We start from the raw sequence: 13,127 nt of genomic DNA on the forward strand, positions 1-13,127 counted from the left end.
TCGACGACCGAAAGGACTCACGATGACATTCGACGCCATCGGCATCGCCGGCACAGGGCTGACCCTGCACCGCAAGTGGCTCGACGCGATCTCGGACAACATGGCCAACATCAACACGGCGAAGCCCACGAACGGCGCGGCGTTCCAGGCGCGCTACATCGTGGCCCAAGAAGGGCAGGGCGTCTCCGGCGCCTATGTCGCGGGCGCGGCGTACGGCAGCGCGGAGGGCCGGATGGTCTACGAGCCCGACAACCCCGTCGCCGACGCGAAGGGCTACGTGCGCTACCCCGACATCGACCTGTCGTCGCAGATGGGAGCGCTCATCATGGCCGAACGCGGCTACCAGGCCAACGCAGCGGTCGTCGACCGCGCCAAGGAGACCTACCAGGCCGCCCTCCAGATCGGGAGGAACTGATGCCCATCGACGCCATCAACGCGATCAGCTCGATCGGCGCGGCCACCGGCACCACCGGCGCGGCCGCCGCGAACTCCACCACCGGCACAGGCGGCGGCTCGTTCAGCACCGCCCTGAGCGGCGCCGTCGACAACCTCCAGCAGCTGCAGAGCACGAGCGACACGCTCGCCATCCAGGCGGTCACCGGCAACCTCGACGACATCCACCAGGCGACCCTCGCCTCTACGCGCGCTCAGGTCACCCTCGAGCTCGTCGCCGGGGTGCGCAACAAGGCCGTCGACGCCTTCAACGAGATCATGAGGATGCAGGCCTGATGCCCCAGCAGGTGACGAGCTTCTTCCGCCGGCTCGGCGACACGATCCGCGGGTTCAGCGTGGCCCAGCGGGTCATCGCCGTGATCGGCGTGGCCGTGATCGGCCTGGGAGCGGCCGGCCTCGCCATGTGGGCGTCGCAGCCGTCGTACACGCCGCTGTTCTCCGGCCTCCAGGCCGCCGACGCGTCGGCGATCGTCGACCAGCTGCGCACCGACGGCGTCCCGTACCAGCTCACCGACGGGGGAGGCACCATCATGGTGCCCCAGCAGAAGGTCTACGACGAACGGCTCAAGGCGGCCTCGGCCGGCCTGCCGACCTCCACGACGAACGGCTACTCGCTGCTCGACAAGATGGGCGTCACGTCCTCCGAGTTCCAGCAGTCGGTCACCTACAAGCGGGCGATGGAGGGCGAGCTCGCCAACACGATCTCCGCCATGAAGGGGGTCAAGACGGCGTCCGTGCGGCTCGCGATCCCCGAGGACACCGTGTTCGTCTCCGAGAAGAAGGATCCGACCGCCTCCGTCTTCGTCGAGACGCAGGCCGGGGTCACGCTCACCGCCGACCAGGTGCAGGCCATCGTGCACCTGACCAGCGCCGCCGTCACCGGCATGCAGCCCACCGACGTCGCGGTCGTCGATGCGAACGGCAACGTGCTGAGCACGGTCGGCGCCGGCGCGACGGGGGGAGCGGACAAGCAGGCCAACGACTACGAGGCCCGCGTCAAGTCGGCCGTGCAGGACATGCTCGACAAGGTCGTCGGCCCCGGGAACGCCACCGTGGCGGTCGCCGCCGACGTGAGCAACGAGTCCGCCCAGCGCACCGAGGAGTCGTTCACGTCGCCGACGAACGCCCCGTCGCTGAGCGAGACCACCCAGAAGGAGACCTACACCGGCACCGGAGGCAACTCGGCCGCCGGAGTGCTGGGACCCGACAACATCGCCGTGCCGAACGGCACCAACGGCAACGGCACCTTCAACTCGGAGTCGAGCACCAAGGACAACGCGGTCGACAAGGTCACCGAGCAGCGCACCATCCCGGCCGGCGCGATCAACCGCCAGACGGTCTCGGTCGCCGTGAACTCCGACGCCGTCACCAACGTGAGCGCCAACGAGTTGCGGAACATGGTCAACGCCGCTGCCGGCATCGACACCAAGCGCGGCGACTCGGTCAGCGTGCAGCTGGTGCCGTTCAGCAAGGCGGGCGCGACAGAGGCGGCCAAGGCGATCCAGGCGGCGAAGGACGCCGCTGCGGCGGACCAGCTCACGGGGATCATCCGCACCTCCATCATCGGCGCCGCGGTCGTGGCCGCCGCGATCATCGCGTTCGCGCTGTTCCGTCGCGGCCGCAAGCGTGCGGCCGAGAACGCCGAGCTGGAGGCCGAGCGCGCGGACACCGCCGCACTCGAGGCCGCGGCCTTCCCGATCGCGCTCGAGCCGGCGCAGCCGACGATCCCCATGCAGCTCGACCCGGTGCCCGACCCGACCGGCCCCGAGCTCGAGGCCGAGCGCCGCCGGCAGGAGATCGAGTCGCTCGCCGAGCGCGACCCGCAGAAGACCGCCGAGTTCCTGCGCAGTCTCATGGAGGACCGGGCCGGCGTATGAACGACACCAAGACCCCGCTGACCGGCCCCCAGAAGGTCGCCGTCGTGCTGATGAACATGGATCAGCAGCGCGCCGCCCAGGTGATGAAGCAGTTCTCCGACGAGGAGGCCGACGAGATCACCGCGGAGATCCTCCGCCTGCGCCGCGTCGACCCGTCCGTCGCCGAGAAGGCGCTGAGCGAGTTCCACGACCTCACCGCGCGAGGCGGCGTCAGCACCCGCGGCGGACGCGACATCGCCGTGGGGCTGCTTGAGGCGTCGTTCGGCGCCGAGCGCGCGACAGGCGTGCTCAACCGGGTGGCCTCGTCGATGGCGGGCAAGCAGTTCGAGTTCCTCGACACGGTGGAGCCCGGGCAGGTGCAGATGCTGCTGGCGGGCGAGTTGCCGCAGACCAGCGCGCTGGTGCTCGCCCACCTGCGCGCCGACCACGCCTCCCGCGTGCTGGCCGGCCTCGACGACGACGCGCGCACCGAGGTCGCCCACGCGATCGCGACCATGGGCTCACCGAGCCCGGACGCCGTGCGCGTCGTCGCAGACACGTTGAAGCAGCGCGCGAGCGCCGTGGTCTCCGCCCGCACATCCTCCGACTCGGTCGGGGGAGTGCAGCCGCTCGTCGACATCATCAACCGGGCCGACGCCGCGACCGAGAAGGCCCTCCTGGAGGCGCTGGAGCAGCGCGACCCAGCGCTCGCCGAGGAGGTCCGGTCGCGGATGCTCACGTTCGACGACATCGTGCGCCTCGACCCGCGCGACGTGCAGCAGGTGCTGCGCGGCGTGGACGCGGCCGTGCTCGCCGTCGCCACCAAGGGCGCCACCGAGGCGGTCACCGAAGTCATCACCTCGAACCTGTCCGAGCGCAACCGCGAGATCCTCGAGGACGAGATCCGCATCCTCGGGCCGGTGCGGCTGTCGCAGGTGGAGGACGCGCGCGCGTCGATCGTCCGCGCCATCCGCGACCTGGAGGCCGCGGGCACGATCACGGTGCAGCGCGGCGACGAGGACGCGTATGTCGAATGACGTCGCCTTCGCGCCGCTGACCGTCCCCGTGCTCGCGGAGACGGACGACCAGCACGCCGCAGCGGATGCCGCCAGGGCGCGCGGCTTCGCCGCGGGCTATGCGGACGGCCGGCGCGAGGCGGCCGCCGAGCAGGCCGCATGGCTGGCGGAGGCCGAGCTGGCGCGCGCCGCGGAGGCGGACGCAGCCGCCCGCCGTATCGCCGTGCTCGCGCAGACCCTGCGCACCGCGGCCGTCGAGCTCCGAGAGGCCACCGTCCCCGTGATCGCCGAGGTCGAGGACACGCTGGTCGCGGCGGCGTTCGAGCTGGCGGAGGCCGTCGTCGGCACCGTACTCGGCGACCGGCTCGCCGCCGCGCGGGCCGCCGTGGCCCGGGTGTTCGCCGAGGCGCCCGCCGGGGAGCTGACGGTGATTCGGATCAACCCGGAGGACCTGGCGCTGCTGCGCGAAGCCGAACGGAGCGGGGGCGCCCGCGACGGCACGTTCGTCCTCGACGGCGTCACGACGGTGGCCGACCCCTCGCTCGCGCCGGGCGACGCGATCGGCGGCCTCCCGACCGGATGGCTGGACGCGCGCATCCGCGCCTCGCTCCAACGCGCAGGGGAGGCCCTGTCGTGACGGCGGCACTGGCGAACTGGGGCGCCGCGGTGGAGGCCGCAGCGGTCGAACGCGTCGGCCGCGTGACCGCCGTGATCGGCCTCGGCGCCGAGATCGAGGGCGTGCGCGCGGCGATCGGCGATCTCGTGGTGATCGGCGACGGAGAGGGCGTGCACGCCGAGGTCGTGGCCACGACCTCCACCGGGGCGAAGGTGATGCCCTACGGGCGCCTCACCGGCATCGCCGCCGGAGCGCCGGTGCGTGCCGTGCGCAGCCCGCTGCTCGTCCCCACGGGGGACGGCATGCTCGGCCGGGTGATCGACGCCCTCGGGCGACCGCTCGATGGCCGCGGCCCGATCGCTCCCGACGGCTTCGTCGCGCTGGACAACCGGGCGCCGGATGCGATGCGCCGCGCGCGCATCCAGTCGCCGCTCGGACTCGGCGTCCGCGTGCTCGACACGCTCGTGACGGTGGGCCGCGGCCAGCGCCTCGGCCTGTTCGCCGGCTCCGGCGTCGGCAAATCCTCGCTGCTCTCGATGATCGCGCGCGGCACGGATGCGGCAGTCTCGGTGATCGCGCTGGTGGGGGAGCGCGGCCGCGAGGTGCGCGAGTTCCTCGAGGACGACCTCGGGCCGGCCGGCCTGGCGCGGTCCGTCGTCGTGGTGGCGACCTCCGACGAGCCGGCGGTCATGCGCCGGCGCGCGGCCTTCGCGGCCACCCGCATCGCCGAGTCGTTCCGCGACCAGGGCCGCGATGTCGTGCTCATGATGGACTCGCTGACCCGCGTGGCGATGGCGCAGCGCGAGATCGGGCTCTCGGCGGGCGAGCCTCCCGCCACCCGCGGCTACCCGCCGTCGACCTTCTCGCTGCTCGCGCAACTGCTCGAGCGCGCGGGGACCGGCGAGACCGGCTCGATCACCGGGCTCTACACCGTGCTCGTCGACGGCGACGACCACAACGAGCCCATCGCCGACGCCGCGCGCAGCATCCTCGACGGCCACGTCGTGCTCGACCGGAGGCTGTCCGTCGTCGGGCACTTCCCCTCCGTCGACGTGCTCGGATCGATCTCGCGCCTCGCCTCCCGGGTCACGACCCCGGAGCAGCGCGCGGCCGCGACGGGGCTGCGCAGCATCCTCGCCGCCAGGGTCGCGGCGCAGGACCTCCTCGATGTCGGTGCGTACAAGCCGGGGACGAACCCGCGTGTGGACGCCGCCGTCGCCAACGAGGACGCCATCAACCGCTTCCTCCGGCAGGGGATCGGCGAACCCTCCGCGTTCGCGGACGGCTGGGCACGACTGAACGAGCTGGTGGCGGCGATGCCCGCCGCCGGGACAGGGGTGGTGTGATGGCACGGACGTTCCCGCTCGCCGGACTGCTGCGACTGCGGCAGATCGAGAAGGACAACGCCGCGAGCGACCTCGCCGCCGCGAACGCGCTGCGGCGCGACGTTCAGGACCGCCAGGTGCGCGCGATCGCCGCCCTGCACGCGGTGCCGGTGGAGGCGACCGACGCGAGCACGATGTTCGCGCTCGCCGCGGCCCGCGCCTCCAGCCGCAGCATGCTGGCCGACCTGGCCGCCTACGCCGAGCACGCCGAGACGGAGGTCGCGGAGGCGCAGCAGACGTTCACCGAGGCGAAGATCCGCGCCGTCGGCCTGGAGAAGCTCGAGGCACGGCATCACGCGGACGTCGTAGCGGGCGAGCTCGGAGCCGAGCAGGCGGCCATCGACGAGATCGCGACCGGCGCCTGGCTGCGCGGACGCTCCGACCAGGACGAAGGAAGGCACGAGGCATGACGGTCACCGATGCGATCGGGCGGATCTCCCAGATCCAGGCCACGATCGCCCAGCTCGACCAGATCACGACGGGAACCGCGGCCTCCGCGACCCCGTCGACATCGGCCACGTCGTCGACGAACTTCGCCGACGCGCTCGCGGGCGCACTCGGGACCTCCGGGGTCGATGCCACGACCGGCTCGTCGGGCGGCGTCACGGGCGCCGACGTCGTCGCCGACGCCAAGAAATACCTCGGCGTTCCGTACGTCTTCGGCGGGACCAGCTCGTCGGGCATCGACTGCTCCGGCCTGGTGCAGCGGGTCTACAAGGACCTCGGGATCGACCTCCCGCGGCTCGTCTCTGGCCAGGCGAAGATGGGCACCGAGGTGCCGTCGCTGGCGCAGGCGCAGCCCGGCGACCTCATCGTCACCAACGGCGGAGAGCACATCGTGATCTACGCGGGCGACGGCAAGGTGATCCACGCGCCGAGCGAGGGCCGCAATGTCAGCCTCGTGAACAACTGGATGGACGACTCGGACATCGTGACCATCCGGCGGATCGTTCCGCAGGCGACGGCCGCTCCGGCCTCGACGGCGTTGTCGACGACGAGCGGTGCTTCGGCGTCGGCTCTCGCCTCCGCGCTGGCGAGCCTGTCGGGGACGACCGGCGTGTCGGGGCTGTCCGGGCTGTCCGGCCTGTCGGGTCTTGCCGGGCTGTCCGGGGCCGGCTCGTCGACCTCCACGACGCAGGCCGATCTGCTGCGGTCGCTCCTCGCCTCCGTGATGCAGGGAGGCTCGCTGTGACGCCCGGAGCGGTGGTCGCACCGGGCTCAGCGCCGTCGAACGCCGGCACCACGGGAGGCCCGCGCGCGTCCCGCCCGGGCGGAGCCGACGCGTTCGGCGCGTTCCTGGCCGGCGCGACGGACGCTCACGCGGACACCGGCAGGCGAGACACGCCGGCGCCGGCGCGCCCCGCGCCCGCGCATGCGGCGCCCGCGCCTGCCGATCAGCACAGCCATTTGCCCAGTCGCAAGCCTGGCTCGACGGCCCCGCGGACATCGGACGAGCACGCCGGATCGGCGAGCGACGCACAGGCCGCGACACCTGCAGTCGAGACGCCGTCAGCCGCGCCGGATGCTGGTGGGGCGGCGCTTATCGCGACCTCCGGAGCAGCGGCGCCCGCGCCGGCGGCCGGCGCCGGCTCGCCGAGCGTCGCGGACGTGTCGGCCGTGCCGGTGGTGGGTGCGCCCGTCGGCGCAGTCCCGGTCGCCGCCGTCGTGCCCGCACCCACGGCCGGAAGGCCGCAGGGCGCGGAGGCTCCAGGGTCCGCGCCGGCAGCACCGACGTCGGCGCCTGCCGGTCGGAGCGTTGCCATCGACTCGAACGGCTCCGCGCTCCCGTCACCGCGCGCCGACCAGGCGCCGGTCACGCAGACGCCGGTCACACAGGCGCCGACTGCGCAGAAGCCGAACACGCAGACGCCGGTCCAGCAGGTGCCCGCGCGACCGTCCATGGAGGATCAGGCGCCGCAGCCGCTCACGCCGGCGATCCCCGCGACGCCCGCGACGGCTCCATCCGGAACGCCCGGCAGCGCATCGACGGCCTCCACGGAGGCGGCCGCCACCCTCCCGCTCGCGCCGACGCCGCGTGCCGCCCGCGCTCCGCAGGAGGCTCTCCTCAGTACCCCGGCGGCTCCCACGTCGGCGGCCGCGGGCGACGTGCCCGCGACCTCCCGGCCCGTCGTCGCCGCCGCCCCGACCGCAGAACTGCAGAGCCGCCCCGGCGACGCCCTCCCCGGAGTCTCGGCGCCGGCCTCCGCTGCGCCCCCGGCGCCCGCACCGGTCACCGCGACGACGACCGTAGCCGCTCCGGCCGCCACCGCGCAGCAACCGCAGACGCTCGACGCCCAGCTCGCCCGCCCCGTGTTCACGCTGGCGGCCGCGGGCCGTGGCGAGCACGTGATGACCGTGCACGTGACGCCGGACAACCTCGGGCCGGTCACCGTCCGCGCCCACGTCGGCGTCGAGGGCGTGCGGGTCGAGCTGTTCGCCCCCACCGACGCCGGGCGCGACGCACTGCGAGCGATCCTCCCCGACCTCCGGCGCGACCTCGGCAGCGCCGGCCTCACCGGCACGCTCGACCTCTCGTCGCAGAACCAGCCGTCGCCGCAGCAGCAGTCCGCGGCCGACGGTCGTGCCGCCGGCCAGCAGGCGGACGCGCGTGCCGGCTCCGACGGCCGGCCCTCCGGCGACGAAAGCTCGCGGCCGTTCCGCGGCGACGCCGACCGCGACGCCGACCGCCTCCCGCACCCCGCGGCCGACGGGTCCACCTACTCGATCGACCTCATCGTCTAAGACACCGAAAGGAGCCCCTGTGGCCGTCGACCCCATCACCGGAACCGACCCCGCCTCCAACGGCGGCATCTACACCACGACGCCGACGCGCACGCCGAAGCAGTCGCTCGACAGCGAGGCCTTCATGCAGCTGCTCGTCACGCAGCTGCGCAACCAGGACCCGAGCTCGCCCATGGACACCAACCAGATGATCTCACAGACGACGCAGCTGGCCATGATGGAGAAGCTCACCAGCATGGACTCCACCAACCAGGAGAGCTTCGCGCTTCAGATGCGCACCTCCGCTGCGGCGCTGATCGGGCACACCGTCAGCTATCTCGACAAGAACGGCGACACGAAGACAGGCACGGCGTCCTCCGTCTCGTACGCCGCCGCCGTACCGGTGGTCACCGTCGGCGACCAGCAGATCAACCTCGACTCCATCCTCGGCGTGGTCACTCCGACCGCGACCGCCTGACGACTTCTCGCAGAAAGGCAGCATCATGCTCCGCTCCCTCTACTCCGGAATCTCCGGGCTCCGCTCGCACCAGACCATGCTCGACGTCACCGGCAACAACATCGCCAACGTCAACACCACCGCCTTCAAGGGGTCGGCCGTGCAGTTCCAGGACACGCTCTCGCAGCTGGTGCAGGGCGCCACGGGCCCGGGAGCCCAGAACGGCGGCACCAACCCGGCCCAGATCGGCCTCGGCGTGCTCGTGGCCGGCATCTCCACCAACTTCACCCAGGGCGCCGCCCAGGCGACGGGCCGCCCCACCGACATGATGATCAACGGCGACGGCTTCTTCGTCACCAAGGTCGGAGGCGAGACCGTCTACACGCGCGCCGGCTCGTTCGACCCCGACGCCCTCGGCCGTCTGGTCGGTCCGGGCGGCGCGATCCTGCAGGGCTGGAACGCGGTCAACGGCGTGATCCAGCAGGGCGGCGCGCTCGGCGACGTGACCATCCCGCTCAACGCGGTCACCCCGGCGACGGCCACGACGGCGGGCACGATCAACGGCAACCTGCCCTCCGACGCTGTGCTCGGCGACCAGCTGGTGCGCGACGTCGACGTCTACGACGGCACCGGCACCTCCCGCAAGCTCACGCTGACCTTCACCAAGACGGCGGCAGGCTGGGACGTTGCGGGCGCAGACGCGAACGGCGCGACGGCCAACGGCGCGCTCACGTTCGACGCGACGGGCAAGCTCACGGCCGGCGGAAGCCTCGCCGTCGGCGGTGTCACCGTCGACCTCTCCACTGTCACCGGCTACGCCGGGATCACGACCGTGGCGTTCAAGAACCAGAACGGCGCCGCCTCCGGCACACTGCAGTCGTTCTCGCTCTCGAAGGACGGCACGATCATCGGCCTGTTCTCGAACGGCGACAAGCAGGCGGTCGGCCGGATCGCGCTCGCCACCTTCGTCAACCCGGGCGGCCTCGAGAAGGCCGGCGGCTCGACCTACCGCGCCACCGTCAACTCCGGCGCCGCCGAACTGGGCGGCCCCGGCGAAGCGGGACTCGGCACCCTGCAGAGCGGCTCGCTGGAGATGTCGAACGTCGACCTCTCGCAGGAGTTCACCAACCTGATCGTCGCTCAGCGCGGCTTCCAGGCCAACGCCCGCATCATCACCACCTCCGACGAGGTACTCCAGGAGCTCACCAACCTCAAGCGCTGACGCGCGGCACCTGCCGCCGGCTCCACAACGGAGGGGCTCCCGAAACGGCGGGAGCCCCTCCGTCTGTTCTGGACCGCGTTGCCATACTGAAGCCTCACGGAGGAAGGGGCGCTCATGCATCGGGTCGGTAGCGAGCGGAGTGAGCATGGAGACGCCGCCCGGGTTCGATTCGTGCGCTTCCGGGCCACGACCGCCAACCGCAGGGGCATTCAGCCCGGAGTCTTCGCCCTCGTCAACGGCCTGGCGAGCGCGGGTCGCCTCTCAGCGGCAGAGGAGCGGTTCCGGCGCTCCTCGAACGACTGGTTCACTGCACATCTGATCGACCCGAGCACCGTCGATCCCGGCCTGTTCCGCGACCACCCGCTCGCCGTCAGTTGGTTCGCGGAGGCTGCCTCCGACCTGCTCGAGCGCATCCCCGGTTACCTGCGCATCCTGGAGCGACACTTGATCGACTGGGAGCGCGTCTCCACGCTGAGGCCCGGGAGGATCATCTACTCGGACGCCCACCAGGTGCTCGCGGTCACGGCCGCCCGCGCCGGCGACACGGCAGCGAGCTCGCTGACCTGATCGCGTCCCGCGTAGGCTCGCTGCGTGCCCATCGTCCGCGAGCTCGCGCCCACCCTGCTGGGGGTCGCCCTCCTCGCGCTGCTGGCGACGGCGGTGCTCAGCGCGTACCGGGCTCCGCACCGGTGGGCTCCGCTTCTCGCCATCCTGCGCGGAGCCGCCCAGCTCGCGGTGATCAGCGTCGTGCTGTCCGGGGTCATCACGAGTCCGGTGTGGGTGGCGTTGGCGCTCCTGGTCATGTTCAGTGTGGCGGCTGCCACGGCGACGCACCGGATCGGCTGGTCGCTCGACCACGGGACGATGATGGCCGTCGGCATGGCGGCGGGCGTGGTCGTGACGTTCACCATCGTCTTCACGACGGGGGCGATCGACTTCACCGCGCGCTACGCGCTCGCCATCGGCGGCATCGTCATCGGCAACTCGATGAGCATCGCCACCCTCGCCGGCCGCCGGTTCACCGAGGCTGTCGACGACCACTGGGACGAGGTGGAGGGCTGGCTGGCGTTGGGCGCGACCCCGCGGCAGTCCACGCTCGAGCAGGCCCGCGGGGCGGTCTATGCCGCGCTCATCCCTTCGGTGGACCAGACGAAGACCACCGGGCTCGTGACGCTTCCCGGCGCCTTCGTCGGCGCCATCTTCGGCGGGGTCTCACCACTGGAGGCCGGCCGCTTCCAGGTCGTCGTGCTCGCGGCGATCATGTGTGCGGGGTCGATCACGGCGGTCATCGTCGCGACCTGGCTGGCGCCGGTGCGGGTGCGGCCGGCACGATTGCGCTAGCGCGACGGTTCGTCACGAATGTCGCGATTCGTGCCACGAAAGTGGCGATTCGTCACGAATGTCGGCATGCCGGCGTGACGTCAGCCGGCGGCCGCCGGCGCGGTCGTCGCCTGCAGGGCCTGCGGGATGAGCGCGCGGATGCGTTCGGGCTGGTTCGAGAGCACCACGACATCGACGCGGCGATTGAGGGCGAGGTCCTGATCGGTGTTCGCCGCCGTGTTCGCCAGCGGGCGTGCCGAGCCGTACGAGACGGCCGCAATACGCTCGGCGGGGAAGCCGTCGGCCTCCACCAGCCGTCGCAGCACGCTCGTCGCGCGGCCGGCCGACAGCTCCCAGTTCGTCGGGTAGGGCGCACCCGGCTGGCGGAAGTCCGCGTGCCCTTCGATCGAGACCTGGTACTGCTCCGGCGCCAGCACCGGACCGATGTCGTCGAGCACCTTGACGGCGGTGGCGCTCAGGTCGGCCTTGTTCGAGTCGAAGAAGGTCGAGCTGCCCACGAGGCCGATCGTGAGGCCGCGCGCGTCGATCTTCATCTGTACGGCGTCCTGGAGACCGTCGCGGGTCAGACTCGCCTGGATGCGGTCCTTCAGCTTCTCGAGGTTCTGCGCCTCCTGCTTCGCGAGCGTGAAGTCGGTCGTGCTGCCGTTGTCCTTGACGTGACTGGGAGGCACCACGACGCCCGTCGCGGTGTCGACCTTCTCGGTCTTCACCTGCCCGAAGCCGGTCGCGAGAGAGTTCTTGAGCTGCTCGAACTTCTTGGCGTCCACCGTCGACATGGCGAACAGCACGATGAACATGCACATGAGCACGGTGACCATGTCCATGTAGGAGGCCATCCAGCGCTCTTCGTTCTCGTGCTCCTCCTCCGGCTCGTGCTTGCGTCGACGGGCGGCCACGTCAGGCGGCTTCCTTCTCCGGCGCGGGAACGGCCTTCGGACCCTTGGCGGGCTTGGCGGCCTCGCCGCCGGGAACCATCGCGCGCAGGCGCTCGCCGAGGAGGCGCGGCTGGCTGCCCGCCTGCACGGCGAGCACGCCCTCCATCAGCAGTGTCATGCGGTCGACGTCGAGGTCGGACAGCCGGCGCAGGCGGTTGCCGATCGGCAGCCAGAGGAAGTTGGCGGAGAGCAGACCCCACAGCGTCGCCACGAAGGCGCTGGCGATCATCGGGCCGAGCTCGGCCGGCTTGGAGAGGTTCTCGAGAACGTGGGTGAGCGACACGACCGTGCCGATGATGCCGATGGTGGGGGCGTAGCCGCCCATGGTGGAGAAGAACTTCGCGGCGACGCGGTCGGACTTCGAGCGCGTCGCGATCTCGTCCTCCAGCAGGATCCGCAGCTCATCGCCGTCGGTGCCGTCGGCGATGTTCTGCAGCGCGCGCTTGAGGAACGGGTCGTCGACGCCGTCGGCCTCCTGCTCCATGGCGAGGAGGCCGTTGGCGCGGGCCTTCTCGGCGAGTCCGACGACCTGGTCGATGACCTTCGACGGCGGCTCGATCTTGCCGCGGAACGCGCGGGGAAGCGCCTTCACCGCGGTGAAGAAGTCCTTCAGCGTGCCGGAGGCGATGCCGACGGAGATGGTCGCGCCGAACACCAGGATCATCGGCGCGGGCAGCACCAACGACGTCAGGTGGGCGCCCTCGATCGTGACCATCGCCACGACGGAGGCGAAGGCAATCACGATCCCGATGATCGTTGCCGGATCCATGGTGTGTCTCCTCGTTACTTCTTCCTGGCCCGCAACGGAACCGCGGGGGCGGTCGCCTGGTCGGGAACAGGCGCGGGGACGGGGCGGGGGCCGGAGGCCGGGAGGTCGTGCGCGAGCGCGATCACCCTGGCGCGGTAGGCCGCGATCTTCTCGATGACCTCCGCCATCGACTCGGTGACGATGAACTTGGCGCCGTCCACCATCACGAGGGTCGTGTCAGGGCTCGCGTGGATGCGCTCGATGAGGTCGGGGTTGACCGCAAACTGGCTGTCGTTCAATCGGGTGACGACGATCATGGCTGCGAATCCTGGTCTCGGCTCCGGGTGAGCCGTCACAGGGGCACTATCGGCGGTCTC

16 protein-coding genes are annotated in these 13,127 nt (G+C 71.7%); 13 read left to right on the forward strand and 3 right to left on the reverse strand.

Annotated elements, in window-relative coordinates; all coding sequences use genetic code 11:
* Window positions 1-22 precede the first annotated feature (22 nt).
* From ASF88_RS18375 to ASF88_RS18435, 13 genes are all read left to right on the forward strand, one after another.
* On the forward strand, window positions 23-415 hold the full coding sequence (locus tag ASF88_RS18375) for a flagellar basal body rod protein FlgC (RefSeq protein WP_055922229.1): 393 nt from the start codon (window positions 23-25) through the stop codon (window positions 413-415).
* Complete coding sequence (fliE, locus tag ASF88_RS18380) at window positions 415-729, forward strand: flagellar hook-basal body complex protein FliE (RefSeq protein WP_055922232.1); 315 nt, start codon at window positions 415-417, stop codon at window positions 727-729. The genes ASF88_RS18375 and fliE overlap by 1 nt, the downstream gene beginning before the upstream one ends.
* Window positions 729-2,330 (forward strand): flagellar basal-body MS-ring/collar protein FliF, encoded by a 1,602-nt coding sequence (gene fliF, locus ASF88_RS18385; protein WP_055922233.1) that lies wholly within the window; start codon window positions 729-731, stop codon window positions 2,328-2,330. The genes fliE and fliF overlap by 1 nt, the downstream gene beginning before the upstream one ends.
* Entirely contained in the window at window positions 2,327-3,346 is a 1,020-nt protein-coding gene (gene fliG, locus ASF88_RS18390; protein ID WP_055922236.1) for a flagellar motor switch protein FliG, read from the forward strand. Before fliF ends, fliG begins: the two co-directional genes overlap by 4 nt.
* Window positions 3,336-3,962 (forward strand): FliH/SctL family protein, encoded by a 627-nt coding sequence (locus tag ASF88_RS18395; protein ID WP_055922239.1) that lies wholly within the window; start codon window positions 3,336-3,338, stop codon window positions 3,960-3,962. Before fliG ends, ASF88_RS18395 begins: the two co-directional genes overlap by 11 nt.
* The gene (locus tag ASF88_RS18400) at window positions 3,959-5,287 is read left to right on the forward strand and encodes a FliI/YscN family ATPase (RefSeq protein ID WP_055922242.1); all 1,329 of its coding nucleotides are present in this window, start codon (window positions 3,959-3,961) and stop codon (window positions 5,285-5,287) included. The genes ASF88_RS18395 and ASF88_RS18400 overlap by 4 nt, the downstream gene beginning before the upstream one ends.
* Window positions 5,287-5,736 (forward strand): flagellar FliJ family protein, encoded by a 450-nt coding sequence (locus tag ASF88_RS18405; protein ID WP_055922245.1) that lies wholly within the window; start codon window positions 5,287-5,289, stop codon window positions 5,734-5,736. Before ASF88_RS18400 ends, ASF88_RS18405 begins: the two co-directional genes overlap by 1 nt.
* On the forward strand, window positions 5,733-6,518 hold the full coding sequence (locus ASF88_RS18410; protein WP_055922248.1) for a C40 family peptidase: 786 nt from the start codon (window positions 5,733-5,735) through the stop codon (window positions 6,516-6,518). The genes ASF88_RS18405 and ASF88_RS18410 overlap by 4 nt, the downstream gene beginning before the upstream one ends.
* On the forward strand, window positions 6,515-8,068 hold the full coding sequence (locus ASF88_RS18415; protein WP_055922251.1) for a flagellar hook-length control protein FliK: 1,554 nt from the start codon (window positions 6,515-6,517) through the stop codon (window positions 8,066-8,068). Before ASF88_RS18410 ends, ASF88_RS18415 begins: the two co-directional genes overlap by 4 nt.
* A 19-nt stretch (window positions 8,069-8,087) precedes the next feature.
* Window positions 8,088-8,525: a flagellar hook assembly protein FlgD gene (locus ASF88_RS18420; RefSeq protein ID WP_055922254.1), complete on the forward strand. Its 438-nt coding sequence runs from the start codon at window positions 8,088-8,090 to the stop codon at window positions 8,523-8,525.
* Window positions 8,526-8,550: 25 nt separating this feature from the next.
* Entirely contained in the window at window positions 8,551-9,726 is a 1,176-nt protein-coding gene (locus ASF88_RS18425; protein WP_055922256.1) for a flagellar hook protein FlgE, read from the forward strand.
* Between the two features lie 114 nt (window positions 9,727-9,840).
* Window positions 9,841-10,293 carry a hypothetical protein gene (locus ASF88_RS18430; RefSeq protein WP_200935325.1) on the forward strand — a complete coding sequence of 151 codons (453 nt, stop codon included), beginning with the start codon at window positions 9,841-9,843 and terminating at the stop codon, window positions 10,291-10,293.
* 24 nt (window positions 10,294-10,317) lie between these two features.
* Window positions 10,318-11,067: an ABC transporter permease gene (locus ASF88_RS18435; protein WP_055922262.1), complete on the forward strand. Its 750-nt coding sequence runs from the start codon at window positions 10,318-10,320 to the stop codon at window positions 11,065-11,067.
* Window positions 11,068-11,147: 80 nt separating this feature from the next.
* Here ASF88_RS18435 and ASF88_RS18440 read toward each other — a convergent pair whose 3' ends face one another.
* The 3 genes from ASF88_RS18440 to ASF88_RS18450 are packed head-to-tail and all read right to left on the reverse strand — an operon-like array spanning window position 11,148 to window position 13,067.
* Window positions 11,148-11,963, reverse strand: coding sequence for an OmpA/MotB family protein (locus tag ASF88_RS18440; protein ID WP_055922265.1), 816 nt, complete (start codon window positions 11,961-11,963; stop codon window positions 11,148-11,150).
* Between the two features lies 1 nt (window position 11,964).
* The gene (locus ASF88_RS18445) at window positions 11,965-12,771 is read right to left on the reverse strand and encodes a motility protein A (RefSeq protein WP_055922268.1); all 807 of its coding nucleotides are present in this window, start codon (window positions 12,769-12,771) and stop codon (window positions 11,965-11,967) included.
* Window positions 12,772-12,785: 14 nt separating this feature from the next.
* Window positions 12,786-13,067 (reverse strand): flagellar FlbD family protein, encoded by a 282-nt coding sequence (locus ASF88_RS18450; RefSeq protein WP_055922271.1) that lies wholly within the window; start codon window positions 13,065-13,067, stop codon window positions 12,786-12,788.
* Window positions 13,068-13,127: the final 60 nt, after the last annotated feature.

The organism is Leifsonia sp. Leaf336, assembly GCF_001423695.1.
Classification (GTDB): domain Bacteria; phylum Actinomycetota; class Actinomycetes; order Actinomycetales; family Microbacteriaceae; genus Leifsonia.